Below are 26,534 nucleotides of genomic sequence, written 5' to 3' on the forward strand. Positions count from 1 at the left end.
ATGACGCAGACAAAATCCTCCCGGGGCTTCACACTGATCGAACTGCTGGTCGTGCTGGCCATCATTGCGACCCTGCTGTCGATCGTCGCACCACGTTACATCCATCAGACCGACCGTGCGAAAGAAGCGGCCCTCAAGGAAAACCTGTCCGTGATGCGCCGGGCGCTCGACGAGTATTGCAGCGATACCGGCCGCTATCCGGAGAAGTTGACCGAACTCACCGAGCAGCGCTATCTGCGGGCGCTGCCGCTCGACCCGGTGACCAATCGACCCGACAGCTGGGTGCCGATACTCGGCACCGACGAGAACGCCGCAACCGTCGTCGATGTGAAGAGCGGCGCGACGGGCAATGCGCTCGACGGCACGCCCTACGCCACGTGGTGAAACGTCGCGCGCGCCCTCGCGCTCAACGCGGCGTTGCCTATTTCTGGGTACTGTTGGCGGTACTCGTCATCGCGCTCGGACTCGGCAAGCTGCTGGGCCATGTCGCGAAGACGAATCAGCGGGCGCGCGAAGCGGAACTGCTCTACGTCGGCAATCTATATCGGGAAGCCATCCGGCAATACTCGGAAAGCACGCCGGCCGGCACCCGTCCTTATCCGGACAAACTCGACGATTTGCTGCGCGACCCGCGCTATCCCGTCATTCGCCGTTACCTGCGACGACACTATCTCGACCCGATCACCCGACAAGCCTTCGATCCCATTCAAGCACCGGAAGGCGGCGTGATGGGCATTCGCAGCACATCCATTCGCAAGCCCGTCAAGGTAACGGGTTTCAACGACGATCAGACGGGATTCTCGGCTGCGCGAAGCTACCGGGAATGGGCATTCATCTACACACCCGACGTCATGACCCCGGCGGACAGGTAAAACGCCTGCCGGATAAAAGTCGGAGCTGACAGGCGGGGCGCAAGTCTTCGATTGCCGAACACGACGCGGCTCAGGCAGCCGCGATCGGCAATCCCGTGGGACCGGCACGGGCTTTGTTGCAAATGATTCTCATTGTCAATATGATGGCGCACCTGGCCGATACGCTTCGGCCCGGGCCTCTGTCCTTAGCACTCCATCATTCATCGATTCATGCCATCCCGTCGAACGCCCCGCCGCGCCCGGACCTTGCGTCCCTGGCGCGCGAGCCTGCCTACCCTGATTTCCCTTTGCGTCGCGGGCGGCGCGCATGCGGCCGCCGGCGAACGCGCGGACGCCGGCCCCGCCGCCTCGGTCACCTCGGCTGACACGCCCGCCGAACGCGAACTACCGACGATCAGCGTCAGCGCCTCGGCGACCGCCGATCCGACCGTCGGCTACCAGCCGCGCACCAGCAGCGTCGCCGGCGGCGACGATCGTCCGCTCAAGGAGATTCCGCAATCGGTCGCCGTGGTCAGCAGCAGCGTGATGCAGGACCAGCAGGCGCGCTCGCTCGACGACGTGCTCGGCAACATCAGTGGCGTCACGCAGACCAACACGCTCGGCGGCACGCGCGACGCGTTCATCAAGCGCGGTTTCGGCTCGAACAACGACGGTTCCGTGCTCGTCGACGGCGTGCGCACGCCGGTGCTGCACAGCTACCTCGCGACGATCGACCGCGTCGAAGTGCTGAAGGGCCCGGCTTCGCTGCTGTACGGGATGCAGGACCCGGGCGGCGTGATCAACCTCGTCACGCGCAAGCCGGAGGACACGTTCGGCGGCTCGATCTCGGCCTCGCGCACGAGCCACGGCGGCAGCAGCGCGCAGTTCGACCTGACCGGCCCGCTCGGCAAGCCGGGCCAGGTCGCGGGCGGCACGCTCGCGTTCCGGCTCACCGGCGAATACGACACGAGCCGCTACTGGCGCAGCTTCGGCCGCGAGCGCAACGCGCTGATCGCGCCCGCGCTATCGTGGCACGACGCGAACACGTCGATCGACGTCAGCTACCAGTACGTCGACTACACGATGCCGTTCGATCGCGGCACCGTGCTCGTGAACGGCCACCCCGACGATGCGCTGCGCTATCGCCGCTACGAGGAAGCGTGGGCGCAAAGCAGCGGGATCCAGGAAACGCTGCGCGCGCGCGTCGAGCACCGCTTCTCCGACGCATGGCGCGTGCGCGCGACCTACGGCTGGGGCCGCGACCGCTACGATCAATACATTACCCGCGCGACCGCCTTCAACAGCACGACCGGCGCGCTGTCGCGCTCGTCCGACGCGAACCTCGGGCGCAACGACTCCGACCAGATCGCAACGCTCGGCCTGCTCGGCAACCTGACGCTCGCGGGGATGAACCACGCGCTCTACATCGGCGGCGAATACGAGCGCCAACGCAGCTTCCGCGGCGACACGATCCGCGGCACCGCGACCAAGGGCTTCGATCTCTACGATCCGGTCTACGGCCTGCTCGCGCCCGGCGGCACGGTGAGCGCGAAGCAGAGCGATTCGCTCTCGAAGGTCCACACCTATTCGATGATCGTGCAGGACTCGGTGAAGATCACCGACCGGCTCACCGCGGTCGGCGGGCTGCGCTGGGAGGACTGGCAGCAGGAATCGGGGATGGGGCGGCCGTTCGTGTTCGCCGACCGCTCGCACGGCAACGTGTGGCTGCCGCAGTTCGGGCTCGCGTATGCGCTCACGCCGTCGCTCACCGCCTATGCGAACGTGAGCCGCTCGTTCAAGCCGAACGTCGCGTCGAACGTGGCCGCGCCGCTCGCGCCGGAGTTCGGCCGCGTGCTGGAAGCCGGCCTGAAGTTCAGCCTGAAGCCCGGCATCACCGGCACGCTCGCGGCCTACCAGATCGACAAACGCAACGTCGCCGTGACCGTCGGCGACCTCACGTCGACGATCGGCACCGCACGCTCGCGCGGGATCGAACTCGACGTCGCGGGTCAGCTCACGCGACACCTGAGCCTGATCGGCAGCTACGCGTACACGAACGCGAACGATCGCGACAGCAACACGCCGCTCGTCAACGTCGCGCGCCACACCGGCAGCCTGTTCGCGGTGTACGACACGGCGATCGCGAACCTGCCCGGACGCTGGCGCTTCGGCGGCGGTGCGCGGCTCGTCGGCGCGCGGCCCGGCGACACCGCGAACAGCTTCACGCTGCCCGGCTACGTGACCGTCGATGCGTTCGCGGCCTACGAGACGACGATCGGCAAGTTCCCGACGCGCATCCAGCTCAACGTGAAGAACCTGCTCGACAAGACCTACTACCCGTCGAGCAACAGCAACCTGATCGTCGCGGTCGGCGAGCCGCGGCTCGTCACGCTGACGACGACGGTATCGTTCTGACCGCCGTCGCGCGGACGGCCGCGGCCTGGCGCGCGGCTACTCCGCCGTGGGCGGGCAGACCCGGTAGAACACGACACTGCACAACGCCAGGAAGCCTGCCAGGATCATCATGCCGGTCCGCAGGCCCGCATAGCCGATGATCATCGCGCCCAGGATGCCGGACAGGCTCCCGCACGCGTTGATCAACGCGAAGCCGGCCGCCGCCGCCGGACCGGACAGCACGCGTCCCGGCAGCGTCCAGTAGATCGGCATCAGCGACAGGATGCCCGATGTCGCGACGGTCAGCATCGCCAGCGCGAGCCAGAAGCTGTCGTGCGCGATCGTCGCGACGAACAGGCCGATCGCGGCCAGCGCGACGGGCACCACGCCATGCCGCCGCAGCCGCCCGGATTGCTCCGCGCGCTTCGCATTCACGTACATGCAGATCGCGGCGACTCCGAACGGGATGGCCGTCAGCAACCCGACGTTCAGGCTGTTCGCGACACCCGCCTCGTGAAACAGCGTCGGCATCCAGAACGTCAGGCCATAGAACCCGGTGTTGAACAGGATCATCACGACGATCAGCGCATAGATCTTCGGCGACCGGAATGCATCGGCCACGCGATGCGACTTGAAGGCCGCCTCCGTCGCGACGTTCGCCTCGATGATCTGCTTCTCGCGCGGCGTCAGCCAGTCGACGTCGGCCGGCCTGTTGCGCAGCAGCATCAGGATGACGACACCCAGCACCACCGACGGCAGCCCTTCGAGGAGGAACAGCCACTGCCACCCGCGGATGCCCGCCACGCCGCCCATCGTCTCCATGATCGCGCCGGACAGCGGCGCGCCGAACACGACGGCGATCGGCAACGCCATCAGGAACAGCGAGTACATGCCGCTCTGCCGCCGGGCCGGCAGCCATGTGTTCGTGTAGTACATCACGCCCGGGACGAAGCCCGCCTCGCAAACGCCCAGCAGGAACCGCAGCGAATAGAACGCGGCTTCGTTCCGCGAGAAGACCATCAGGATCGACACGATCCCCCAGGTGATCATGATCCGCGCGATCCACGCCCGCGCGCCGACTCGCCGCAGGATCAGGTTGCTCGGGATCTCGAACAGCATGTAGCCCCAGAAGAACACGCTCGCACCGAGTGCGAACGACGCATTCGTCAGGCCGAAATCGGCCGCCATCTGCAATTTCGCGAAGCCTATGTTGACGCGGTCCAGGTACGACATGATGAAACCGAGGAAGAACAGCGGGACGATCCTCAGTATCACTTTCCGGTACAACGCGTCTTCGTTCCGTGCCTCGATGCCTGCGTCCAGCGCAAGCGCGACATCCGCCCTCATGGTCAGTTCTCCCGATGAAAACAACCGTCCTTGCAGCAACAGGGGTGATCCGTCAGTCCGTTCCGGCGCGCCCGCCGTCGTTTCGTCAGCGAGGCGGCGCTGCCCGCCGCTCCGCGAGCGCGAGCACGTCGGCCCAGATCCCGTCGTCGACGGCGATGCCGTGCTGCCGCTGTTCGATCCGCGTGCGCAGCGCGCTCTGCCCCGGGTAGAGCACTTCGTGGCTGTCTTCCGCGAGCTCGGACGTGTTCACGTAGTCGGCCACACCGTCGGCCACGTGGCTCGTGAAGGCTTCGCCGCCGAGCTTGCGCGGATCGATCACGATGAAGACCTGCGAGCACCCGGTGCAGCTTCCCTGCTGAATCGCATCGATCCCGTTCGTCGCGAGCCCTTCCGACAGCACCGCCGCCAGCACGTCGAGCATGATCGCGAATCCCGAGCCCTTCCAGTAGCCCATCGGCAGGATCCGCATCGACGCTTCGATCGGTCCGGGCTCGGCGGTCAGCTTCCCGTCGCGGTCGAAGCCGGCGGGAAACGGCATGTTCTTCCCCTTGAGGCGGGTGGCCTGCAGCTTGCCGTACGAGTACTGCGACATGGCCATGTCGAGCACGATATGGCCGCGGTCCCGCGGCACCGCCATCACGAACGGGTTGTTGCCGACGCGCGTGTTCTTGCCGCCCCAGCCGGGCATGCAGGATTCGGTGTTGGTCCAGCAGATCGCGATGTAGCCGCGCTCGGCCGCGTACCAGCCATAGGTGCCGCCCCGCATCCAGTGGGTCGCGTTGCGCATCGCCACGATGCCCACGCCTTGCGCATCGGCGATCTCGATGGCCCGGTCGGTCGCGGACAGCGCGTTGAGAATGCCCGGCCCGCGCTGGCCGTCGCAGACCTCGATCGCGCCGAACTGCTTGACGCGCGTGCGCGCTCCGTCAAGGTTCACCCATCCCTTGTCGAGATAGTCGACGAATCGCGCCACGCGATTGATGCCGTGCGAATTGACGCCGTCACAGGTCGATTCGGTATGCACCCTCGCACAGATTTCGGCGTCGCGTTCGCGCATGCCGGCGTTCACGAGCGCCGAGTGGATCGCACGCTGCATTGCCTCGAAGGGAATCCGGGTCACGATGCCTGTCTCCTGATATTGGATGTCGATGTGTCCGATCCCGAACCTGCCCGCGACACGGCGCGCGGGATTCGCGCCGCCCCGGCCCGCCGGCGGCGAGCGATCGCATCATGCAGCCGGGGCCGCGCGACACGCGCGACGCGCGCGACGCGCCCCGGCCGTCGACACGAACCGGTGTCAGCCGCCCGCGAAATCGAGCAGGATCTTGCAGCTTTTCTCGGGATTGCGCTCGGCCATCTCGAACGCCTGCGCGACGTCGCGAAAGCCCACCTTGTGCGTGACGATGTGCTCGGGCTGGATCAGCCCGCGGGCAATCCAGTCGATCACCTGCGGGAACATCGCGCAGTTCAGCCGCGATGCGGCGAGCGTCAGCTCCTTCTTCGTCAGCTCCGCCTGCACGATCGCCGACGGCTCCGACGAAAACCCGAGCACGCCGATCCGGCCCGCCGGCGCGGCGATCCGCACGGCCTCCTCGAGAATCGACGGATGGCAGACCGCATCGAAGATCAGCGTCGGGCCGCCGTCGACGCCGCGCTTTTCCAGCGCGTCGGGCAGCGACTCGACGCTCGTGTTGATGATCTCGTCCTCCGCCGCGCCGCACTTGCGCGCGAGCTGCAGCCGCGCGTCAAGCCGGTCGGTGATGAACGCGCGAATGCCGTACACGCGCTTGAGCACCTGCAGGATCGTCAGGCCGACGGTGCCGGCGCCATAGATCAGCGCGACATCGCCCGGCAGCACGCCGGTGCGCGACGTCGCGTTCGCGGCCACCGCGAACGGCTCGACGATCGCCGCGCAGGTATCGGCGATCGCGTCAGGAATCCGGTACGCATTGCCGGCCGGCACGCAGGTGTACTGGCTGAAGCCGCCGTCGCGATGCACGCCGAGCACGGTCAGGTGCCGGCATACGTTGCGCCGGCCGATCGTGCACGCGTGGCAATGCCCGCAGCTGATCACCGGATCGACCGCGACGGTCTCGCCGAGCCGCGCGGCGTCGACACCCGCGCCGACCGACTCGATCGTGCCGACGAACTCGTGGCCGATGATGCGCGGGTACGACACGAACGGGTTCTTGCCGTGAAAGATATGCAGGTCCGACCCGCAGATGCCCGCATAGCGCACCTTCACGCGCACTTCGCCGGCGGCGGGCGCGGGCAGCGGCACTTCGCGCACGCCCATGCTGTTCGGACGATCGACAACGACGCTCAACATTTCGGTTCTCTCCTTCTGATCTTCGGCGCTCACCAGTTCCACATCGAGCCGTCGCGCAGCCGGGCCACCGGCAGGTACGCGCGCTCGTACGGATATTTCGCGGCCAGCGTCTCGTCAATGTCGACGCCGAGGCCCGGCACGTCGTCCATCACAAGATAGCCGTCCTCGAAGCGGTAGCTGTGCGGAAACACTTCATCGGTCAGCGCGCTGTGCGGCATCAGTTCCTGGATGCCGAAGTTCGGCGCCCACAGCCCGAAGTTCACGGCCGCCGCCATGCAGACGGGCGACAGGTCGGTCGCGCCGTGGAAACCGGTGCGCACCTGGTACATCGCCGCGTAGTCGGCGATGCGCCGCACGTGCGTGATGCCGCCCGCGTGCACGATGGTCGCGCGGATGTAGTCGATCAGCTGGTCGCGGATCAGGTCCTTGCAATCCCAGATCGAGTTGAACACCTCGCCGACCGCGAGCGGCGTGGTCGTGTGCTGGCGGATCAGGCGGAACGCGTCCTGGTTTTCCGCGGGCGTCGCGTCCTCGAGCCAGAACAGGCGATGCGGCTCGAGATCGCGGCCGAGCCGCGCGGCCTCGATCGGCGTGAGCCGGTGATGCGCGTCGTGCAGCAGGTGCGGCGCATCGCCGACCGCGTCGCGCACCTTGCGGAACAGTTCCGGCGTGTGGCGCAGGTAGAGCGCGGTGTCCCACGGCTCCTCGGGCGGCAGCCCCTTCTCGGCCGGCTCGTACGCGCCGGCCGTCTTGCCGACGCCGTACACCTTGTCGAGCCCCGGCACGCCCGACTGCACGCGGATCGCGCGGTAGCCGGCCTCGACGTGCGCGCGCACCGCGTCGACCGCTTCGTCGTGATCGCGCCCGTTCGCGTGGCCGTACACCATCAGGCCGTCGCGGCTCTTGCCGCCGAGCAGCTGGTAGACGGGCATGCCCGCGAGCTTGCCCTTGATGTCCCACAGCGCCATGTCGATCGCGGCGATCGCCGTCATCGTCACGGGCCCGCGCCGCCAGTACGCGCCGCGATACAGGTATTGCCAGATGTCCTCGATGTTGCGCGGGTCGCGGCCGACGAGGCACGGGAACACGTGGTCTTCCAGGTACGCGCGCACCGCGAGCTCGCGCCCGTTGAGCGTCGCGTCGCCGAGGCCGTAGACGCCTTCGTCGGTCACGATCTTCACCGTCACGAAGTTCCGGCCCGGACACGTGACGATGGTTTGCAAGCGTTCGATTTTCACTGCGCTCCTCCAGCGGGCGTTTCAGTCGACAAAGTAATGGGGTGCGCGGTTGCGCACATCGGGCAGGTGCGAGCCGATCCGGTCGACGTGCGCCGCGACCGACGCGCCGAGCAGCGCCATGTTGCGCGACGCGATGTGCGCGAGGATCTGTTCGTGTTCCTGCAGCGCGCGGCGCGCGTGATCCTCGACGCGGTCGAGCAGCAGCCAGCGCACGCGGTCGAACTGGCGCTTCATCGGCTGCAGCATTTCCCACACGTGCGGCCGGCCCGCGAACGCGAACATCCGGCCGTGCATCGCTTCGTCGAGATCGAAGAACGCTTCGACGTCGCCCGCGGCCACGGCCTCGCGCTGCGCGTCGATGATCCGCGACAGCTCCGTGAGCTGCGCCGGCGTGATCTTCTGCGCGAGCTCGACGTGGTTCGCGCATTCGAGCGTGCTGCGCGCGAAGCGCCCTTCCTCGAGGATCGACACCGGAATCGGCGCGACCAGCGTGCCGACCTTCCGGATGATCTGCACGAGCCGCTCGTCGGCGAGCTGCGCGAACGCTTCGCGCACCGGCGTGCGGCTGACCTTGATCGTTGTGGAGATCACCGCCTCCGACAGCGCGGTGCGCGGCGGCAGCGCGCCGCGCACGATCGCGTGGCGCAGCAGCGCATGCACCTGCTCCGTATATGACCGGCTCTCGTCCAGCGAGAACCCCTGCAACGCCGTGACCACGACGTCCGCTTCTTCCAGTGCTGCCGTTTCGCTCATGGTTGCGATTGATCCGACTCGATATCGATAACTACCATGGTACATAAGCGGTCGAATTCAGGCGATCTAGCGTTTACACCGATAACCTCGCCGTGAAACTCGAAATAACCTGCACGCACTCCGCCATCTACCATGGTACAAACCGTTGCCGATCGTCATGTCATCCGCCCCCGATTTCCTGCGCACCGCGCCGCCCGGCACGCGCCGCCCCGGTTATGACCGGCAGGCCGTCCGCACGGGCATCGTCCATCTCGGCCTCGGCGCGTTCCATCGCGCGCATCAGGCGCTGCATACGGAAACGGTGCTCGAACAGGGCGACCTCCGCTGGGGCATCGTGGGCGTCGAACTGCGGCGGCGTCATACCGTCGACCTGCTCGCCGCGCAGGATCACCTGTACACGGTGACCGAACGCGACGGCCACGGCGCGCGCACGCGGATCGTCGGCGCGGTGCACGGCGCGCTGTTCGCACCCGAATCGCTGCCCGCGCTGCTGGCGCTGATCGCCGATCCGGCCGTGTCGATCGTCAGCCTGACCGTGACCGAGAAGGGCTATTGCCGCCGCCCCGGCGGCGGGCTCGATGCCGACGATCCCGCGATTCGCCAGGATCTCGCGACGCCCGACGCGCCGCGCACCGCGCTCGGCGTGATCGCGGCCGGCCTGCGGCTGCGGCCGGCCCATGCGCCGCTGACCGTCGTCTGCTGCGACAACATGACGTCGAACGGCGACACGCTGCGCGCGCTGCTGATCGACTACGCGGAACGCATCGACGGCGCGCTCGCGCGGCGCATCCGCGACGACGTCGCGTTCCCGAACAGCATGGTCGACCGGATCGTGCCGGCCGCGACGCCCGAGTCGCTCGACTGGGCGCACGCCCATCTCGGCGCGCGCGACGCGGCCGCGATCGTGTGCGAGCCGTTCTCGCAATGGGTGATCGAGGATCGCTTCGCCGGCCCGCGCCCGCGCTGGGAAGACGCCGGCGCGCATCTCGTCGGCGACGTGCGGCCCTACGAAACGATGAAGCTGCGGCTGCTGAACGGCTCGCATTCGGCGATCGCGTATGCGGGGCAGTTGCGCGGCCGCGCGACCGTGTCGGATGCGATGGCCGATCCGGCGATCGCGGCGCTCGTCGACGGCGTGATGACGCGCGACCTGCTCGCGACCGTCGACGTGCCGTCCGGTTACGACGCGCACGGCTATTGCGCGACGCTCGTGCAGCGCTTCCGCAATCCGACGCTCGCGCATCGCACCGAACAGATCGCGATGGACGGCACGCAGAAGGTGCCGCTGCGCTGGCTGCCGGCGCTCGGCGAAAGCGCGGCGGCCGGTGTCGAGCGGCCGTATCTGGAACGCGCGCTCGCGCTGTGGCTGCACTACCTCGCCACCGCGCGCGACGAATCGAGCCGACCGCTCACGGTCAGCGATCCGGGCGCGGCCGCGCTCGGCGCGACGCTGTCGGCCGCCGACGATGCCGGCAGCGCGGTTCGGGCCGCCCTCGGCAGCACCGCGCTCGCCGGCTCGGCGGCATGGCCCGATGCATTGATCGCGCGCGTCGGTGCGCATCTGTCGACGCTGCGCTCGGGCGGCACCGACGCGTTGCTCGCCCCGTTGTACGCACGCTGAACCAACGTTTCCCCGGTTCGCCGCAACCAACGCGAACCGCGCAATGCCCCTGCCCGCCGAGGTCCGCAACGACGCGGCGAGCGCTCGACACGACAACACATGACGGCCGGCCCACCGGCACGAAGGAGACAGACATGAAGCAGAAGTCGCAGGCGTGGTTCACGGTATTCCTGCTGTTCCTGGTGTATGGCATCAACTATCTCGACCGCGTCGCGCTGTCGATCGTCGCGCCGATCGTGCAGACCGATCTCGGCATCGACGCCGCACAGATGGGCCTCGTGTTCAGCACGTTCTTCATCGGCTACGCGCTGTTCAATTTCATCGGCGGGCTCGCGTCCGACCGGCTCGGGCCGAAGCTCGTGTACGTGCTGTCGGTCGGGCTGTGGTCGGTGTTCTGCGGGATGACCGCGCTCACCGTCGGCTTCGTGAGCCTGCTGATCGTGCGGCTGCTGTTCGGCATGGCCGAAGGGCCGCTGTGCTCGGCCGCGAACAAGATGGTCAACAACTGGCTGCCGCGCGACGGCGCCGCGACCGCGATGGGGCTGCTCAGTGCCGGCTCGCCGCTCGGCGGCGCGATCGCCGGGCCGATCGTCGGCCTGCTGGCCGCGCAGTTCGGCTGGCGGCCGGCGTTCTGGATCGTGTGCGCGATCGGGCTCGTGTGGGTCGTCGTGTGGATGATGTCGACGTCGGACCGTCCGGCCACGCCAGTGGGCGACGCAGCCGGTGCGTCCGCGGCGACACCCGCCGCCACGCCCGCCCACGCAACTGCCGCCGCGGGCACCGCAACGCCCGCACACACGCTGTCGCACTACGTGCGCCAGCCGCGCATCCTCGCGACGGCCGCCGCGTTCTTCAGCTACAACTACGTGCTGTTCTTCTTCCTCAGCTGGTTCCCGAGCTACCTCGTGCGTGCACACCATCTGAACATCAAGGAGATGAGCGTCGCCACCGTCGTGCCCTGGCTCGTCGGCACGGTCGGCCTCGCGTGCGGCGGCGCGATCTCGGATGCGCTGTATCGGCTCACCGGCAACCTGCTGCTGTCGCGCCGGATCGTGCTCGTCACCTGCCTGCTCGGCGCCGGCGCGTGCGTGGCCGTCGCGGGCGCCGTGCAGTCGACGCAAGGCGCGGTCGCGCTGATGTCGGTGTCGCTGTTCTTCCTGTACGTGACGGGCGCGATCTACTGGGCGATCGTGCAGGACGTCGTGCATCCTGCGCGCGTCGGCGGCGTCAGCGGCTTCCTGCATTGCATGGGCAGCCTGTCGGGCGTGATCGGGCCGGCGGTGACCGGCTTCATCGTCGAGCGCAGCGGCTCGTTCGCGTCCGCGTTCGTGCTGGCCGGCGCGATCGCACTCGCGGGCGCGGTACTGGCCGGCGTGTTCGTGCGCAATGCACGGCCGTCGGAAGTGCTGCGCGAACGCACCGCACACTGACCTTTCACGGCTGACGAAGGCCGCGCGGCGCCGCATGAGTCGGCGCCGCGCGGCCGGGTCGTTTCGGCCAATCATCGGACCCTCGAATATCTCCCATCCGATATCGCGATTTCCGGTATCGATCGCGCGCCTCTAGACTGGCTACGCGATGGCGATGCTGCGCAGCGGCACGGATGCGGCACGCCCCCACAAACGCGATCTGGGAGAGTTCGATGTCCGACCGGAATGCGCGCCGCGGCGCGCTCAAGACACTCGGCCTCGCGGCCGGCACGGCGCTGCTCGGCGCCTCGCGCGTCGCGCAGGCGGCGACACCCGAATCCGGCGCGCTGCTGGCCGGCGGCGCGACGCGCCTCGCCGACCTCACCCGCCGTCTCGCGGCCATACCGAGACGGCGCGACTTCAAGACGGTGCCGATGATCCTCGAGCGGCCCGATCAATGGGATCACGCGGCGCTCACGGAAGTGATCGGCTATCGCGGCGGCCCGAAGCAGGTGTGGGACAACACCGAGCTCGGCGGCCCGTGGCTGAACCTGATGCGCAATGCGCTGAACGCGCAGATCTGGGCGTTCGGTCATCCGGACTTCCTCGTCGTGTCGGCCACGCACGGCTCCGCGCATCTCGCGCTGTTCGACCAGGCCGCGTGGGACAAATACGGCCTCGCGAAATTCGCCGGCGCCGCGTTTCCGACCAACACGCTGCTCGCCGCGAAACCCGCGCAATCGAAGGGCGCCAACGATCACGAACTGGCCGACGGCGCGTTCTCGTCGCACGACAACAGCATCGCCGCGCTGCAGCAGCGCGGTGCCGTGTTCCTGTCATGCCACAACGCGATCTGGGAACTCGCGGAACGGCTCGACGGCGCGAACGCGAACCCGGACAAGCTGCCGCTCGACGCCCTCGCCGCCGACCTGACCAACCACGTGATTCCAGCGGCGATCGTGACGCCGGGCGCGGTCGGCACGCTGCCCGAGCTGCAGCACGCCGGCTTCACTTACGCGAAGTGAGGCGCCCGATGACACCGATCCGCACGCGTTCTCCGTCGCGACGCCGGTGGCGCACGGCGCGGCATGCCGCACTGGCCGCGCTCTGCTGCACGTCGGCGCTGTCGCTCGCCGCCCCCGGCGACGCTTCAACCCGCGTCTTTCCGCCGTGGCAGGACGGCCGCAACAACGACGCGACGAACCGCGGCCTCGAATTCACGGTGCCGCAGGTCGACGTGCTCGCCGATTTCCACGGCGACCTCACCGCGCCGAAGCTGGTGCTGTACGTCGGCGGCAACTACTTCTTCGCGATGGCGCCGCTCGTCGCGCAGTTCGAGGCCGACCATCCCGAATACCGTGGCCGCATCTACTGGGAAACGATCCCGCCCGGCCTGCTCGTGAAGCAGATTCACGCGGGCGGCACGATCACCGTCGGCAACATGACGTGGACGGTCAAGCCCGACGCGTATTTCGCGGGGCTCGGCAAGATCAATGACCTGATCGCGGACGGCACGCTCGACGGCCCGGCCGTGCCCTACGTGACGAACCAGCTGACGATCATGGTGCGCGCCGGCAACCCGAAGCACATCGCGTCGCTGAACGATCTCGCCCGGCCCGACGTGAAGCTCGCGATGCCGAACCCGGCATTCGAAGGCGTCGCGCGGCAGATCCGCGCGTCGCTCGTGAAGGCCGGCGGCGATGCGCTCGCGCGCACCGTCTACGACGACAAGGTGCGCGCCGGCACGACCGAACTCACGCACATCCATCATCGGGAAACCGCGTTGTTCCTGATGCAGGACCGTGCGGACGCCGGCGTGCTGTGGCAATCGGAAGCGGCGTTCCAGGAACAGGTCGGGCATCCGCTGATGCACATCGACATTCCGGCCGCGCACAATACGACGGCGATCTACGCGGGCGCGATGGTGAAGCACGCGCCGCATCCGGAGGCCGCACGCGCGTGGCTCGCGTTCATCCGGTCGCCGGACGCCTTCCGGATCTTCGCGCGCTACGGCTTCGGGCAATACGACGCGACGGCACCGGCGCCGCAGCTCGCGCCACGGCAAGACCGGCCCGACGCGGGCTGACCGCACAGGTTGTGCACGCCACAAGACAGACAACAAGGAGGGGACTCGTGAACGATTCGGTCGACATACCGCGACGCCGGTTCGCGCCGCTGATGCTTGCCGCGGCCGCGCTGCTGGCCGGCAACGCCCACGCGGACGACATCGCGCTCGGCAAGACCATCGCCACCCAGGGCACGACGACGGGCGTGGCCGCCTGCATCGGCTGCCACGGCGCGCAGGGCGAAGGCAACGCGGCCGCCGGCTTCCCGCGGCTCGCCGGCACGAACGCCGCGTACCTGTCCGCGCAACTCGCCGCGTTCGCGGACGGCAGCCGCCAGAACCCGGTCATGCAGCCGCTCGCGAAACTGCTGTCGCCGCACGATCGCGACGCGGTCTCCGCGTACTTCGCGAGCCTGCCCGCGCCGCCCGCCATTGCCGCGTCCGACGCCGCGTCGATCGACCCGGCGCACACCGGCGCATGGCTCGCGACGCGCGGACGCTGGTCGCAGGGCCTGCCCGCGTGCGCGCAATGCCACGGCGCGGGCGGCCTCGGCGTGGGCGCCGCGTTTCCGCCGCTCGCCGGCCAGCCGGCCGCGTACCTCGCGGGCCAGTTGAACGGCTGGAAGCACGGCACGCGGGCGCCCGGCCCGATGGCGCTGATGCCGATGATCGCCGGCAAGCTGTCCGACGCCGATATCGACGCGGTGGCCGCCTACTATGCGCGCGGCGGCACCACGAACGGAGCACAACAATGATCGACCGCACGACGCTGATCCGCCGCGCGCGCACCGTGCTGCTCGGCGCGCCCTGGATGCCCGCGCTCGCCTGCGCGGCCGCACCGCAGGACGCACCGGCCGCCGCTTCCGCACCCGCTGCTTCCCCACCCGCCGCGGCCGCCCTTCCCGCCGCGGCGGCGAGGCCGTTCACACCGCCCGCCGAATCCGCGATTCCCGCCGACGACTTCGGCAAGACCGTGAAGCTCGGCGAGCAGATCTTCCTGCACACGCCCGAGTACGCGGGCAAGTACGTCGGCAACAAGCTGACCTGCGCGAGCTGCCACCTCGACGCGGGCCGCCGGCCCGATTCGAGCCCGATGTGGGCCGCCTACCTGCTGTATCCGGCCTACCGCAGCAAGAACGGTCACGTGAACACGTTCGCCGAGCGCCTGCAGGGATGCTTCCGATACAGCATGAACGGCAAGGCGCCGCCGGCCGGCGACCCGATCCTCGTTGCGCTCGAAACCTATTCGTACTGGCTCGCGAAGGGCGCGCCGGTCGGCGCGAAGCTGCCCGGCCAGGGTTTCCGGAAACTGCCGCCGCCCGCGCAGAAAGCCGACTACGCACGCGGCGCCGCCGTCTACACGCAGCACTGCGCGCTGTGTCACGGCGCGGACGGCCAGGGGCAATCGAGCGGCGGCAAGCCGGTCTTTCCGGCGCTGTGGGGCGCGCGCTCGTTCAACTGGGGCGCGGGGATGGGCGACATCCGCAACGCGGCCGGCTTCGTGAAGGCCAACATGCCGCTCGGGCTCGGCGGCACGCTGACCGATCAGGAAGCGTGGGACGTCGCGACCTTCATGGACAGCCACGAACGTCCGCAGGATCCGCGCTTCACCGGCTCGGTGCAGGACACGCGCGCGAAATTCCACGACACGCCCGACTCGATGTACGGGCGCGAAGTGAACGGCCGCGTGCTCGGCACGCCATGAGACCCGGCCGGCGCAAGCGGCGCGGCCCGCATCATCACGGATGCCAGCGATACACGACGAGGCTCGACCCGTTGTAGTTGTCCTTCGTGATCACGTATTCGCCGGTCGAGCGCAGGTACGCACGGATGCCGTACATCGAGTCGACGTCGTTGCCGACGTCCATCGCCGACGTGTTCGAGTTCGTCAGCGTGGTGACGAGGCCGCCGGTGTTCAGGTCGAACACGTCGACGTTCGGCACCGTGTGCACGTAGCCGACGAACAGGTAGTGGCCGGCCGCCGCCATCGATTTCGGATTCGCGCTGGTCAGGTTGATCGCCACGTTCGGCGTGCTCGTGTTGCCGGCCTGCCAGCCGCGATAGACCTCGATGTGCCCGTTCATCGCGGTCCAGTCCCAGCTGCCCGAGATGCCCTGCGCGAGGATCATCGTATCGCTGTCGGCCTGGTAGATGATCCGCGTGAGCGGCAGCACGGTGCGCGGAATCGGGATCTGCACCGGCTTGCCCCACGACGGTTTCCCGGTCGCGTCGAAACCCGTCATCGGATAGTGCGAGATGTTGTTGGTGCGATCGAGCCCGGCCCACACGTCGCCGTTGTCGTCGAGCGCGAAACCGGCCGTCGCCTGCAGGGTCGTGTTGAACGGCTTGCCGGGGATCGAGCCGTCCGGAATCGCGATGTAGCCGCTCGCGCTGTTGAAGTGATAGAGGTTGTAGTTGCCCGGGTTCTGCCCGGTCGCGACGAGCATCCGGGTGCCCTTTACCAGCGCGAGCTGGCCGAAATGCTGGCCGCGCTGGTAGTCGTTCATGTCGAGGCGCGGGTCCTTCGGATAGGTGAACGGATCGACCGTGTTCGCGACGAACGTGCCGCCCGCCGTGCCGGTGTACACGTTGTTGCCGCTGTAGAAGAACGCGCCGTCGGTCAGCGGATCGGGCGCGGCGGCGCCTTCGAAGTTCAGCGCCTGCAGCTTCCATTGCAGCGCGCCGGTCGGGGTGTACGAATGAAGGTCGGTACTGCCGTTGCGCCCGAGATCCCAGCCGCCGCCCCACGCGTTGTTCAGCACGTACAGGTTGCCGGCCGCGTCCTTGCCGATGCCCGCGACGCGCGTGAAGCGCTTGTCGCCGACCTGCCCCTTGATGCCCGACGTCGTGTCGAGATAGCCGCCCTGCACGCCGAACGTGGCGACCTGCACGGGCTGGCCCACGAGCGTGTAGCGCTTGATGTTCATGTCGGGGCCTTCGTCGCCCACCAGCAACTGCCCGCTCGGCGCATCGAAATACAGCGACGCCGGCCGCGCGCGCGCCGCCATCTGGATCGTGCTCATTGCCGTGCCCGTCGGGCTGAACTGCGCGACGACGCCCGCGCTCTTGCGCGCGACCCACAGATTGCCGGCCGCGTCGAGCGCCAGCGCGCCGGGCCCCGATACGCCGATGTCGCGCTGCCACACGCCGTCCGTCGTGTAGACGCGCACGCGGTTGCCGTAGAAGTCGCTCACGTACAGCAGGTTGCCGGTCGTCGCGAGGCCCGTGATCACGTCCGCGTACTGGATCCCCGTCCACGTGCTGACCGGGATGCGCAGGTCGCGCTGGTTCGTGCTGCGGTTGTAGCGGCCGACCGAGCCGCTGCCGAACGTGCGGTTGTAGCCGAGCGCGACGAACAGCGCGTTCGCGTTGCCGGTGATCGCGCCGCCCTGGAATTCGTCATGGATGCCGATCGTGCCGAGCGTCTGGCCGTTCTGGTAGATCGCGACGCCGCCCGCGTTCTCGTCCCAGCGCGACGCCGTATAGATCACGCCCTCCGGCGCGACCCACAGCGAGCGCGCGCCGTTGCCGACATGGGTGGCCAGCGTGCCGAACGTGTTCGCGAGCCAGTCCGTCGTGTACTGCGCTTGTGCGTGACTGACCGGCGCCAGCATTGCCATGCACAATCCAAGCAATGCCGCGCGAATTTGTTTCGATAACATGAATGATGCTCCCGGACGATCGTTTCTCGACACTCTAATTCGCTGGATATGAAATATTGGTGATTTTTTCAAAAACCGGTTCAATGCCACTACGAATGACTCATTACGTTCCCTTACCGCACGACGCGGATTGAGCGGCGACGTGACATGGCGGGGCCAGCACCGCGAATCCCCCGCCGGACAGCGCCGTCGCGATCCATCATGACCGGCACTTTGTGCCGAATTTCCCAATGCGAGCACGTCATTTTTTCTGATGCATTCGCATTGATTTTCATTACCGGAAAATCGACTAGATGATTACAAATCGAAATTGAAATGAAAGAGAAAAAATATTATTCGGCGCACGCTGCATTGCCGGGAAAATCGTGAATATATGAAATAAGGCGATGCGCGGCGGAATGCCGTTGCCGATGAGGCGCGGGAGGGAGATAAGGACGATAAGGACGAAGACGTGCCGCGCGTGCGGCGACGCATGATGCGGCCGGCAGGGAATAAGCAAGGCCGCACGCCGGCCGGGCGTGCGTGCAGCCGCTTCGGGTCAGCTCGCGCTGTCGAGCGTCGGGCCGTCCCAGCCGTCGAGATACTTGGGCAGCGCATCGACGACGTCGATCACGCGCTGCCGGTAGAACAGATGCATCGTCGGCCGCAGATCGTCGGGCAGTTGCCCGCCATGGGCGCGCGCGGTCAGGCTGTTCGGCACGACGCGCATGCCGAGCCGGTTCGTGCCGAACACGATCTCGCCGCACGCCGCGCACCACGTGCGCGACATCGACTTCGACGGATGCGGGAACGTCGCGCCGCCGCCCGCGACGGACACCTGCTCCGGCGGCCACGCGGTCGCGGACAGCATCGACGTGCCGTAGAAATCGCGGCACGTCGCGCAATGGCAGTTCGCGCGCGCCGCCGGTTCGCCACGCAGCGTGACGGTGACGGCGCCGCACAGGCAGCTCGCGGAATGCGTTCGGGTCATGTCGCCTCCAGGAAAAAGGACGCGACAGTATAGGGCGCGAGCCGCGCAACCGGCCGCCGCATCGAACGCGGGCGGCCGGTCAGGCGCGTGACGTCAGAACTTCTGGCGCAGGCCGAGGCTGACGATCGCCTGCGATCGCGAGTCGGACGAGTGGCCGTTCGCCTTGTCCGACACCGACGCGGTCGCGGCCACCGGCCGGCCGAGCGCGTCGAGGGTCGTGCCGGACGCATGCTGGTACGCGCCGAGCAGGTACACGCTGGTGCGCTTCGACAGGTCGTAGACCGCGCCGAGCGTGACGTTGTGATACTGCGCGCGGTTGTCGATGCCGTCGACGTCGCTGCCGCGCGTGTAGCTGTAGCCCGCGAACAGTTGCGTCTGCGGCTGCACGTTCCAGCGCGTGAACACGCCCGCGACGTTGAAGGTCGCATGGCCGCTGAACAGCGACTGCGCGCCGCTGCGGTACTGCACGTTGCTGTAGTTCACGCCGACGACGGCCGGGCCGAAGTCGTACGTCGCACCGGTCGCGATGATCTGCTGCGACTGCGCGCTCGCATAGCCTTCGTTGATCGACGAGTTGAACAGGCCGTCGTCGGTGCTCTGCCACTTGCCCGTAGTCGGGTCGGTCGCGCCGGTCTTGCTGTTGTCCGAACGCTCGTAGCCGACGCCCACGCGCAGCGGCCCCGCCGCGTATGCCGCGCCGACGCTCCACGTGTTGCGCTGCTTCATGCTGCCCGGCTGGCTGCCGAAGCCGTACAGCGCGCCGAACGTGAAGCCCGAGTAGTTCGCGCTCGTGTACTTGATCGAGCTGTCGACGCGCGCGGTCTGGTCGAGGTCGTCGATGTCGCCCGGGTGCGCGCCGAAGCCGCCGATGAACGACGACGGGCCGACCGGGCTCACGAAGTCGTCGAGCGACGTGTACTGGCGGCCGAGCGTGATCGTGCCGTAGCGGTCGCTGCCGACGCCGACGAACGCCTGGCGGCCGAACTGGCGGCCACCCTGGCCCGACGTGCCGTTGGTGATGTCGAAGCCGTTCTCGAGCACGAACAGCGCGCGCATCCCGCCGCCGAGATCCTCGGAACCCTTGATGCCCCAGCGGCTGCCGGACAGGTTGCCGGTGGTCAGGCCGACGTCCGAATGCCCGGTGTAGGCGCCCGGCGAGCCGACCCGTTCGTTGCTGCGATAGGTCACGCCCGCGTCGACGATGCCGTACAGCGTGACGGAGCTTTGCGCGGATGCGATGCCCGCGAGCGAGAGCAGCAGCGGTGCTGCGATCAGTTGCTTGTTCATGGTTTTAGCGTCTCCGGGCGGCGAGCCCGTTGTTCTATGCGAGTAGCGCGTGCGGTCGGCGAGATCCGCCGGCATTGCGAGGCCGGCGGCCTGCGCACGCGGGAACGCGCGCGTGCGACACGTGCGCGCGACGTCACGGCGGGCAAGCCCGCTGCGGCTCGCCATGGTAGATGGAACCGGTTCCGTTCGATAGCGCAATAATGAAAACAGCTTCTTGCCAAAATCGAGATAATCACTCGCGCGGCGAACGTCCCTGTACAGCGCGGGAACACGCGCCCGATAATCGATCGCGCACCGGCCTCCGGGAGTCTCCTTCATCCTTGAAACGACCCTGCTGATCTTCGCCGCCGTCGCGTTCGTCGCGTTCGTCGCGTTCGTCGCGTTCGTCGCGTTCGTCGCGTTCGCCGCGATCGCGACGCCCGGCCCGACCGTGCTGCGTGCGCTGGCCGGTTCGCTCGCGCCGTACCACCGGCGTCATGCCGCGTAGGCGCGCCGCCATGCGCGCCGCATCGTTCGCGACGGGTGCGCGATGAGGATCGCGGCGCCGCCCCGCTCCGGTTTCCCCGGCCTGTCGCTCCGGCAGCTCGACCGCGCGGATCTCGACGCGTGGTACACATACCTGTCGAACCCCGACGTCGTCCGGCACACGAACTGGAACCTGCGTTCGCGCGACGATCTGCTGCCGCTGTTCGACGGCATCGAATCGGCCCACCCGGATTCGATCCGCCAACTCGCGATCGTCGACGACGCGTCGGGCGCGCTCGCCGGGACGATCGGGCTGCATACGGTGTCCACCGCAAACCGCTCGGCCGAGATCGCGTACGACCTCGCACCGTCGCACTGGGGGCGCGGCATCGCGAGCGCGCTGTGTGCAAGCGTCACCGCGTGGGCATTCGCCGAAGGCGGCTTCATGCGCATCCAGGGCGTCGTGCTGATCGGCAACGCCGGCTCCGTGCGCGTGCTGCAGAAATGCGGCTACCGGTACGAAGGATTGCTGCGCGCATACCGGATGGTGCGCGGCGTGCCGGGCGATTTCGCGATGTACGCGCGGGTCGCGACCGACTGACACGCGACGCACGCCGCGCGTTGCCCCGCCGTCGACGCGATTGGACGATCCGCGCCGATTTGGCGACAATCGCCGTTCCCCGCATCGACTTCCTCGCCATGAAAATCGCCGCGCTGTCCGACATCCACGGCAACCTCGCCGCGCTCGACGCGGTGCTCGACGACGTGCGCCGCCGCGGCGCCGACGTGATCGTCAACCTCGGCGACATCGTGTCGGGCGCGCTCCATCCGGCCGAAACGGCCGACCGCCTGATCGCGCTCGACCTGCCGACCATCACGGGCAATCACGAACGGCAACTGCTGACCGGCGATCGCGAAGCGATGCGGCTGTCCGACCGCTGGGCGCACGACACGCTGCGCGACGATCATCGCGCCTGGATCGCCGCGCTGCCCGAGCGCCTGACGCTCGGCGACGACGTGCTGATGGTGCACGGCACGCCCGCCAGCGACCTCATTTATTTCCTCGAAACGGTGACGCCCGACGGCTGCCGCGCGGCGACGCCCGATGAAATCGCGCAGCGCGCGGGCGACGCGCCGGCGTCGCTGATCCTGTGCGGCCACACCCATGTGCCGCGCCTCGCGAAGCTCGACGACGGCCGGCTGATCGTCAACCCGGGCAGCGTCGGGCTGCAGGCGTACACCGACGATCAACCGCATCCGCACCGGATCGAAACGGGTTCGCCGCATGCGCGCTACGCGATGGTGTCGCGCACGCCGGCCGGCTGGCACGCCGAATTCCATGCGGTCGAATACGACTGGCAGACGGCTGCCGCCACCGCGGCATCGCGCGGCCGCGACGACTGGACCGTCGCGCTGCGCACCGGCCGCTGCTGACGCAGCATCGCAAGACATCACAAGGCATCACAAGGCATCACGCGGCGTCGCGTCAGGTCGCGTTCACCAGCGTCAACCGCGCTTCGAGCCCGCCGCCGTCCGGCCGATTGCACAACGTCAGCGTGCCGCCCATCGCCAGCGCAAGCTGCCGCGCGATCGCAAGCCCGAGCCCCGTTCCGCCCGTCTCGCGATTGCGCGACGTCTCCACACGCCGGAACGGTTCGAACACCGCGTCGAGCTGATCGTCCGGAATGCCGGGCCCGCGGTCGAGCACCGCAATCACCGCGCCGCCGCCCGGTGCCGCCTGCACGTCGATCTCGGCCGCGCCCGCGAACTTCAGCGCGTTGTCGACGAGGTTGCCGACGATCCGGCGCAGCGCCTTCGGCCGCGTGACGAGCGCGAGCGGCCCGCCGCCGTGCAGCGCGACGTCCTGCCCCGCATCCGTGTAGTCGCACACGATGCTGTCGAGCAGCGCATCGAGATCGATGCGGCGCGCCGCCTCTTCCGTGCCGTGCAGCGTGCGCGCATACGCGACGCCCTCCTTCACCAGATGCTCCATCTCGAGCAGGTCCTGGCGCAGCTTCGCGCCCTGAAGATCGTCGTCCATCACGTCGACGCGCAGCCGCATCCGCGTGATCGGCGTCTGCAGGTCGTGCGAGATCGATGCGAGGATCTGCATGCGCTCGGCCATGTACTGCGCGATGCGGTCCTGCATCGCATTGAAGGCCCGCGCGGCGCGCGCGACTTCGGACGGCCCGTCCTCGTTCAGGCGCTCGCCCTTCAGGTCGGGGCCGAGTGCGTCAGCCGCCTGCGCGAGCTGTTTCAGCGGCCGCGTCGCGAGCCGCACCGCGAGCCAGCAGCATGCGGCCAGCACCGCGAGCTGCAGCGCGAGCACGACCGGCAGCCAGCCCGACAGCGGCACCGTCGACATCGGGTGGATGTCGATCGTCAGCGGCGAGCCGTCGGTCAGGCGCAGATGCACCTGCAGATGCTCGCGATCGCCGGGGATCGCATTCGCGGTCAGCGGATAGTCGCCGCCGATGCCGTCCGAGATCGACCGCTCGACGCGCGCCGAGAGCCGCGCCTCGGGCGGCGTCCCCGTCTCGCCGGGCCCGAGGATGAACGCGTAGCTGCGTCGTGCGAGACGCGGCAGCCATGCGGCGCGCTGGTCGGGCGGCAGGTGGTCGAGCAGTGCGACCGAGCTCGCGACCTCGCGCTCGATGTAGCCCATCATCAGGTTGGTGGTCGCCTGGTCGCGCTCGGTCACCGTGAGCCAGAACGACAGCGTCTGCGCGAGCGCGAGGCCCACGCACAGGATCAGCGCGAGCCGCGCGAACAGCGAGCGCGGCCAGTGCCACGGGGTGCGCGCGCTCATGCGTCGCCTTCGACCGCTGTCACCGCCGACGAGAACACGTAGCCCTCGTTGCGCAGCGTCTTGATGTAGCGCGGCTCGCGCGCGCCGTCGCGCAGCCGCTGCCGCAGCCGGCTCACGAGCAGGTCGATCGACCGGTCGAACGGATCGGACTGGCGGCCCTGCGTGAGGTTGAGCAACTGATCGCGCGTCAGCACGCGCTGCGGATTGTCGAGGAACACGCGCAGCAGCCGGTATTCGGCGCCGCTCAATGCGACCAGCGTGCCTTCGGCGTCGAGCAGGTGGCGCCCCGTCGTGTCGAGCCGCCATTCGCCGAACGCGAGCATCGCGGCCGTCTCCGTCACCTGCATGCCGGGCGGCAGCATGCGCGCGCGGCGCAGCACCGAGCGGATCCGCGCGAGCAGTTCGCGCACCGCGAACGGCTTCGCGAGATAGTCGTCGGCCCCCATCTCGAGGCCGATGATGCGGTCGGTTTCCTCGCCGCGCGCGGTCAGCATCAGCACCGGCACCGTCCGGAACTTGCCGGCGCGCAGATCGCGGCACAGCGTGAGGCCGTCCTCGCCGGGCAGCATCAGGTCGAGCACGATCAGGTCGGGCGCGCCGTCGTCGAGCACGTTGCGCATCTCGCGGCCGTTCGCGGCGAGCGACACGCGCATGCCGTTCTTCTCCAGATAGTCCGCGATCAGTTCGCGGATCGCGCGATCGTCGTCGACGATCAGTACGTGGTCGATCTTGTCCATGAGTCGGTGTCGTTGGCGTGAGGTTCCGGCTGGCGATGTCCGCTTTTATACCGCACCGCGGGCACGCGTTTGTATCCCAATGTATCGCGCCGCCGTGACGACACACAACATTGCACACGCGCGGCTTGCCGGACACATCGCGGATACGTCGGCGCGGCCCAATGAGGGCTGTCGAAACCCGTCCGGCCGCCGCACTCGCGCGGCGGCCGGCCGAACCGGAGAACCGCCATGCTGCCCAGACTCAAGACCGCCGCCCTCGTGATCGCCCTCGCCGCCACGGCCGGCCTCGCCGCGTTCGCCGGCACCCGCGACGACGCGGGCATGACCGCGTCGCCTGCCGGCACGCCGGCGCCCGACTTCACCGGCATCGAGCGCTGGCACAACAGCGCGCCGCTGAAGCTCGACCAGCTGCGCGGCAAGGTCGTGCTGGTCGACTTCTGGACGTACTCGTGCATCAACTGCATTCATACGATTCCGTACGTGAACGACTGGTACCGGAAGTATCGCGACCAGGGGCTCGTCGTGGTGGGCGTTCATACGCCCGAGTATCCGTTCGAACGCGATGCGAAGAACGTCGCCGATGCGGTCAGGCGCTTCGGCATCCGGTATCCGGTCGCGCAGGACAACCGCTACGACACGTGGCGCGCGTACGGCAACCAGTACTGGCCGGCGCTGTACCTGATCGACGCGAACGGGAAGGTCGTCTATACGCGGTACGGCGAGGGCGGGTATGACAAGACGGAAGCCGCGATTCGGGGGGCGCTGGCGCAGGCCGGAGAAAGCGGAAAGAGACCGCAATAGATCGCACGAGCTAACTGAGGGGGAACCGATTCGGAAAGCAAACATACGAACCTCGGATACCAGCAGCGTATGACTTCCGGCCACAATAGTTGCTGGTTCAAACGTGCCGTTTCCCGGAATCCAATCAATTTGAGATGCACTATCGTGCCACGCGACTACGATCAAGGCTTTCCGAGAGGGCCGATCAATGAAAAGAAGAATTGCAGTCGTTGGCGATGGTCTTTCAAGCGGTGGGACAGTTACCCCGTACGACGGTCCGCCATTCCTTGTACACGGGTATCAAGCAGCCCTGATTGGGGGTAACGCATTTTGCACCGCGTGCCAAAGCGTCGGCGCCATTGCAAAAGCGGGTGGCCCATACCGAATCAAGTTCCATGGAGAGGTCGCACTGGATAGCGATGTCGTCCTGTGCGGCTGCGCGACTCCACCGCACATCGTTGCATTGCTTGCCGGCGAAGCCTGGTGCAATGATCGGATAAAGGATCTCGGGGAAGTCGTCTCGAGCCGCACGTTAGCCGGCGGGATCGCATCGATCAGGAAAGGCATTTTCGACGAGCGGGTGAGGGCAACCAAGGAGGTAACGGAAGGGTTGCCCTACTATATCGAAACCTCTGACGGCCGCATGCATTTTGGGCGTCTTGATTCAAGCGGAAAACTACCCCGTATCGATACCGGCGACGAGGCAAGCGATTACACAGTCTATTGGGGCGACGACGCGCTCTCGAAGCAATACGGGGAGTAACCGATGCCACACACCGAGCCCACGAAAGTTCGTACTACCAACACGAAAGGTTCAGAGAAGGAGGTGCCATTAGCAGGCGTCACCTTCAAAGAACTTTGGGATAACTTCCCGTCCGGCAGTCCGTACCACGACCCAGCGTATACCAATCAATGCGCCATTCGCCTTAGCGTGACGCTGCACCGTGTCGGTGTCGGAATGAAGTCGTTCAACGCAAAAAACGTCAGGCCGATGCTGGGTGCAAAGACGATCGGCCGGATCTTGCTTGACGGAAAACCCACTGCAACACGTGCTGATGAGCTGGGCGCATGGTTGCAATTACAGCCATTCGCAGGTCTTCCTAAAGCCGAAAACATTACGGGCGAAGATTGGGAATCGAAGATAAGAGGCCGCACCGGTATCATCCAGTTTTCGAGGTACTGGACGCGCGGCGGAGAATCGACTGAGAACGCTAGCGGTGGTCACATAGATTTGTGGAACGGATCGCGATTGACGGTCAGCGGATTTTGGAATGGGTTTGCTACATGGGGGCGTTACCTTGGCGCCAGGTCCATCCGGCAAGGGGCATCCATACTGGCCGACGCATCGTATTCCGATCTTGGGGGTTCGAAGCAAATCTTATTTTGGGAAATCAAGTGAAACGGTTTGCAATATCACTCTGCGGCTTCTTTTTCGGGTTGCTCGTCGCATGGATATTCATGTATACGCTCAGCCGTGTTCACTGGTTCAAACCTGACCATATCGCAACAGGCTGCCATGAACTAGGCAAATGCCCCACGCCGTGGTGGGTTGCACCCGTATTGGTTTCGTATTTTTTTGGTCCCGCTATCGCTTTCGGCACACTCAACGCCGTTGCCTGGAAGCGGTGGTCCGCCAGGACGTGGGCACTATGGAGTATCGCAATTCTCATCGTGACCGGCACCCTTTATATTGCCGATTACTTCATGAAGTAAACCACGTGACCTGTACGACATGTGCCAGCTTCCTTCACCAGCATGTGCATTACCTCACACGAGAAGGTGCGAAATCCGTCGAGGAAAATCCACCCGAGCGCGCC

Annotated in this window: 26 protein-coding genes; 15 read left to right on the plus strand and 11 right to left on the minus strand. The window is 67.4% G+C overall.

The features are described from left to right. The 3 genes from U5771_RS25450 to U5771_RS25460 all read left to right on the plus strand — a co-directional run bounded on the left by U5771_RS25450 (position 1) and on the right by U5771_RS25460 (position 3,266). Positions 1–384 (plus strand): type II secretion system protein, encoded by a 384-nt coding sequence (locus U5771_RS25450; RefSeq protein ID WP_322026524.1) that lies wholly within the window; start codon positions 1–3, stop codon positions 382–384. Then, positions 381–872 carry a type II secretion system protein gene (locus U5771_RS25455; RefSeq protein ID WP_322026525.1) on the plus strand — a complete coding sequence of 164 codons (492 nt, stop codon included), beginning with the start codon at positions 381–383 and terminating at the stop codon, positions 870–872. The genes U5771_RS25450 and U5771_RS25455 overlap by 4 nt, the downstream gene beginning before the upstream one ends. A gap of 210 nt (positions 873–1,082) precedes the next feature. After that, complete coding sequence (locus tag U5771_RS25460; protein WP_322026526.1) at positions 1,083–3,266, plus strand: TonB-dependent siderophore receptor; 2,184 nt, start codon at positions 1,083–1,085, stop codon at positions 3,264–3,266. Positions 3,267–3,302: 36 nt separating this feature from the next. Here the strand turns inward: U5771_RS25460 and U5771_RS25465 are convergent, their stop codons facing one another. From U5771_RS25465 to U5771_RS25485, 5 genes are all read right to left on the minus strand, one after another. Continuing rightward, entirely contained in the window at positions 3,303–4,592 is a 1,290-nt protein-coding gene (locus U5771_RS25465; RefSeq protein ID WP_322026527.1) for an MFS transporter, read from the minus strand. Positions 4,593–4,677: 85 nt separating this feature from the next. Continuing rightward, positions 4,678–5,712, minus strand: a complete 1,035-nt coding sequence (gene yiaK, locus U5771_RS25470; protein ID WP_322026528.1) for a 3-dehydro-L-gulonate 2-dehydrogenase — start codon at positions 5,710–5,712, stop codon at positions 4,678–4,680. A gap of 177 nt (positions 5,713–5,889) precedes the next feature. Continuing rightward, positions 5,890–6,921, minus strand: coding sequence for a Zn-dependent oxidoreductase (locus tag U5771_RS25475; RefSeq protein ID WP_322026529.1), 1,032 nt, complete (start codon positions 6,919–6,921; stop codon positions 5,890–5,892). Positions 6,922–6,950: 29 nt separating this feature from the next. Beyond that, positions 6,951–8,159 carry a D-mannonate dehydratase ManD gene (gene manD, locus U5771_RS25480; RefSeq protein WP_322026530.1) on the minus strand — a complete coding sequence of 403 codons (1,209 nt, stop codon included), beginning with the start codon at positions 8,157–8,159 and terminating at the stop codon, positions 6,951–6,953. A gap of 21 nt (positions 8,160–8,180) precedes the next feature. Beyond that, positions 8,181–8,912, minus strand: coding sequence for a GntR family transcriptional regulator (locus tag U5771_RS25485; protein WP_322026531.1), 732 nt, complete (start codon positions 8,910–8,912; stop codon positions 8,181–8,183). 157 nt (positions 8,913–9,069) lie between these two features. Between U5771_RS25485 and U5771_RS25490 the strand changes: the two genes are divergently transcribed. The 6 genes from U5771_RS25490 (at position 9,070) to U5771_RS25515 (ending at position 15,712) form a co-directional block, all read left to right on the plus strand. After that, positions 9,070–10,533, plus strand: a complete 1,464-nt coding sequence (locus tag U5771_RS25490; RefSeq protein WP_322026532.1) for a mannitol dehydrogenase family protein — start codon at positions 9,070–9,072, stop codon at positions 10,531–10,533. Between the two features lie 134 nt (positions 10,534–10,667). Further along, on the plus strand, positions 10,668–11,963 hold the full coding sequence (locus tag U5771_RS25495; RefSeq protein WP_322026533.1) for an MFS transporter: 1,296 nt from the start codon (positions 10,668–10,670) through the stop codon (positions 11,961–11,963). Between the two features lie 212 nt (positions 11,964–12,175). Then, positions 12,176–12,967, plus strand: coding sequence for a transcriptional initiation protein Tat (locus tag U5771_RS25500; protein WP_322026534.1), 792 nt, complete (start codon positions 12,176–12,178; stop codon positions 12,965–12,967). A gap of 8 nt (positions 12,968–12,975) precedes the next feature. After that, entirely contained in the window at positions 12,976–14,028 is a 1,053-nt protein-coding gene (locus tag U5771_RS25505) for a substrate-binding domain-containing protein (RefSeq protein WP_322026535.1), read from the plus strand. A gap of 92 nt (positions 14,029–14,120) precedes the next feature. Beyond that, a complete protein-coding gene (locus U5771_RS25510) occupies positions 14,121–14,762 on the plus strand; it encodes a c-type cytochrome (RefSeq protein WP_415859433.1) in 642 nt (213 codons plus the stop codon). A gap of 56 nt (positions 14,763–14,818) precedes the next feature. After that, a complete protein-coding gene (locus U5771_RS25515; protein ID WP_322026574.1) occupies positions 14,819–15,712 on the plus strand; it encodes a c-type cytochrome in 894 nt (297 codons plus the stop codon). Positions 15,713–15,746: 34 nt separating this feature from the next. On the opposite strand, the gene U5771_RS25520 is transcribed toward U5771_RS25515, so the two are convergent. The 4 genes from U5771_RS25520 to U5771_RS25535 form a co-directional block, all read right to left on the minus strand. Next, the gene (locus tag U5771_RS25520; protein ID WP_322026537.1) at positions 15,747–17,669 is read right to left on the minus strand and encodes an SMP-30/gluconolactonase/LRE family protein; all 1,923 of its coding nucleotides are present in this window, start codon (positions 17,667–17,669) and stop codon (positions 15,747–15,749) included. A gap of 538 nt (positions 17,670–18,207) precedes the next feature. Further along, the gene (locus U5771_RS25525) at positions 18,208–18,639 is read right to left on the minus strand and encodes a GFA family protein (protein ID WP_322026538.1); all 432 of its coding nucleotides are present in this window, start codon (positions 18,637–18,639) and stop codon (positions 18,208–18,210) included. A gap of 93 nt (positions 18,640–18,732) precedes the next feature. Beyond that, positions 18,733–19,926, minus strand: coding sequence for a porin (locus U5771_RS25530; protein ID WP_322026539.1), 1,194 nt, complete (start codon positions 19,924–19,926; stop codon positions 18,733–18,735). A 232-nt stretch (positions 19,927–20,158) separates the two neighbouring features. Beyond that, positions 20,159–20,425, minus strand: coding sequence for a hypothetical protein (locus tag U5771_RS25535; protein WP_322026540.1), 267 nt, complete (start codon positions 20,423–20,425; stop codon positions 20,159–20,161). A gap of 30 nt (positions 20,426–20,455) precedes the next feature. Here U5771_RS25535 and U5771_RS25540 point away from each other — a divergent pair, with 30 nt between their 5' ends. Further along, positions 20,456–20,992 carry a GNAT family protein gene (locus tag U5771_RS25540; RefSeq protein WP_322026541.1) on the plus strand — a complete coding sequence of 179 codons (537 nt, stop codon included), beginning with the start codon at positions 20,456–20,458 and terminating at the stop codon, positions 20,990–20,992. Between the two features lie 98 nt (positions 20,993–21,090). After that, a complete protein-coding gene (locus U5771_RS25545; protein ID WP_322026542.1) occupies positions 21,091–21,825 on the plus strand; it encodes a metallophosphoesterase family protein in 735 nt (244 codons plus the stop codon). Between the two features lie 52 nt (positions 21,826–21,877). Here U5771_RS25545 and U5771_RS25550 read toward each other — a convergent pair whose 3' ends face one another. Continuing rightward, complete coding sequence (locus U5771_RS25550; RefSeq protein ID WP_322026543.1) at positions 21,878–23,200, minus strand: ATP-binding protein; 1,323 nt, start codon at positions 23,198–23,200, stop codon at positions 21,878–21,880. Beyond that, positions 23,197–23,937 (minus strand): response regulator, encoded by a 741-nt coding sequence (locus U5771_RS25555; protein ID WP_057930120.1) that lies wholly within the window; start codon positions 23,935–23,937, stop codon positions 23,197–23,199. The genes U5771_RS25550 and U5771_RS25555 overlap by 4 nt, the downstream gene beginning before the upstream one ends. A 228-nt stretch (positions 23,938–24,165) precedes the next feature. On the opposite strand from U5771_RS25555, the gene U5771_RS25560 reads away from it, so the two are divergent. From U5771_RS25560 to U5771_RS25575, 4 genes are all read left to right on the plus strand, one after another. Beyond that, complete coding sequence (locus U5771_RS25560; RefSeq protein WP_322026544.1) at positions 24,166–24,738, plus strand: thioredoxin family protein; 573 nt, start codon at positions 24,166–24,168, stop codon at positions 24,736–24,738. Between the two features lie 187 nt (positions 24,739–24,925). Beyond that, the gene (locus U5771_RS25565) at positions 24,926–25,480 is read left to right on the plus strand and encodes a PAAR domain-containing protein (RefSeq protein WP_322026545.1); all 555 of its coding nucleotides are present in this window, start codon (positions 24,926–24,928) and stop codon (positions 25,478–25,480) included. A gap of 3 nt (positions 25,481–25,483) precedes the next feature. Then, positions 25,484–26,116 (plus strand): type VI secretion system amidase effector protein Tae4, encoded by a 633-nt coding sequence (locus U5771_RS25570; RefSeq protein ID WP_322026546.1) that lies wholly within the window; start codon positions 25,484–25,486, stop codon positions 26,114–26,116. A gap of 59 nt (positions 26,117–26,175) precedes the next feature. Continuing rightward, the gene (locus tag U5771_RS25575; RefSeq protein WP_322026547.1) at positions 26,176–26,430 is read left to right on the plus strand and encodes a hypothetical protein; all 255 of its coding nucleotides are present in this window, start codon (positions 26,176–26,178) and stop codon (positions 26,428–26,430) included. The last annotated feature ends 104 nt before the right edge of the window (positions 26,431–26,534 follow it).

The sequence above is a fragment of the Burkholderia sp. BCC1977 genome (assembly GCF_905339595.1).
GTDB lineage: Bacteria > Pseudomonadota > Gammaproteobacteria > Burkholderiales > Burkholderiaceae > Burkholderia.

Bases quoted from the DNA above. Each gene is read 5' to 3' on its own strand.
- U5771_RS25450 (WP_322026524.1), top strand. From the start codon at position 1: ATGACGCAGACAAAATCCTCCCGGGGCTTCACACTGATCGAACTGCTG.
- U5771_RS25460 (WP_322026526.1), top strand. From the start codon at position 1,083: ATGCCATCCCGTCGAACGCCCCGCCGCGCCCGGACCTTGCGTCCCTGG.
- U5771_RS25465 (WP_322026527.1), bottom strand. From the start codon at position 4,592: ATGAGGGCGGATGTCGCGCTTGCGCTGGACGCAGGCATCGAGGCACGG.
- U5771_RS25475 (WP_322026529.1), bottom strand. From the start codon at position 6,921: ATGTTGAGCGTCGTTGTCGATCGTCCGAACAGCATGGGCGTGCGCGAA.
- U5771_RS25485 (WP_322026531.1), bottom strand. From the start codon at position 8,912: ATGAGCGAAACGGCAGCACTGGAAGAAGCGGACGTCGTGGTCACGGCG.
- U5771_RS25490 (WP_322026532.1), top strand. From the start codon at position 9,070: ATGTCATCCGCCCCCGATTTCCTGCGCACCGCGCCGCCCGGCACGCGC.
- U5771_RS25495 (WP_322026533.1), top strand. From the start codon at position 10,668: ATGAAGCAGAAGTCGCAGGCGTGGTTCACGGTATTCCTGCTGTTCCTG.
- U5771_RS25500 (WP_322026534.1), top strand. From the start codon at position 12,176: ATGTCCGACCGGAATGCGCGCCGCGGCGCGCTCAAGACACTCGGCCTC.
- U5771_RS25505 (WP_322026535.1), top strand. From the start codon at position 12,976: ATGACACCGATCCGCACGCGTTCTCCGTCGCGACGCCGGTGGCGCACG.
- U5771_RS25510 (WP_415859433.1), top strand. From the start codon at position 14,121: ATGCTTGCCGCGGCCGCGCTGCTGGCCGGCAACGCCCACGCGGACGAC.
- U5771_RS25515 (WP_322026574.1), top strand. From the start codon at position 14,819: ATGCCCGCGCTCGCCTGCGCGGCCGCACCGCAGGACGCACCGGCCGCC.
- U5771_RS25520 (WP_322026537.1), bottom strand. From the start codon at position 17,669: ATGTTATCGAAACAAATTCGCGCGGCATTGCTTGGATTGTGCATGGCA.
- U5771_RS25525 (WP_322026538.1), bottom strand. From the start codon at position 18,639: ATGACCCGAACGCATTCCGCGAGCTGCCTGTGCGGCGCCGTCACCGTC.
- U5771_RS25530 (WP_322026539.1), bottom strand. From the start codon at position 19,926: ATGAACAAGCAACTGATCGCAGCACCGCTGCTGCTCTCGCTCGCGGGC.
- U5771_RS25535 (WP_322026540.1), bottom strand. From the start codon at position 20,425: ATGGCGGCGCGCCTACGCGGCATGACGCCGGTGGTACGGCGCGAGCGA.
- U5771_RS25540 (WP_322026541.1), top strand. From the start codon at position 20,456: ATGAGGATCGCGGCGCCGCCCCGCTCCGGTTTCCCCGGCCTGTCGCTC.
- U5771_RS25545 (WP_322026542.1), top strand. From the start codon at position 21,091: ATGAAAATCGCCGCGCTGTCCGACATCCACGGCAACCTCGCCGCGCTC.
- U5771_RS25550 (WP_322026543.1), bottom strand. From the start codon at position 23,200: ATGAGCGCGCGCACCCCGTGGCACTGGCCGCGCTCGCTGTTCGCGCGG.
- U5771_RS25555 (WP_057930120.1), bottom strand. From the start codon at position 23,937: ATGGACAAGATCGACCACGTACTGATCGTCGACGACGATCGCGCGATC.
- U5771_RS25560 (WP_322026544.1), top strand. From the start codon at position 24,166: ATGCTGCCCAGACTCAAGACCGCCGCCCTCGTGATCGCCCTCGCCGCC.
- U5771_RS25565 (WP_322026545.1), top strand. From the start codon at position 24,926: ATGAAAAGAAGAATTGCAGTCGTTGGCGATGGTCTTTCAAGCGGTGGG.
- U5771_RS25570 (WP_322026546.1), top strand. From the start codon at position 25,484: ATGCCACACACCGAGCCCACGAAAGTTCGTACTACCAACACGAAAGGT.
- U5771_RS25575 (WP_322026547.1), top strand. From the start codon at position 26,176: ATGTATACGCTCAGCCGTGTTCACTGGTTCAAACCTGACCATATCGCA.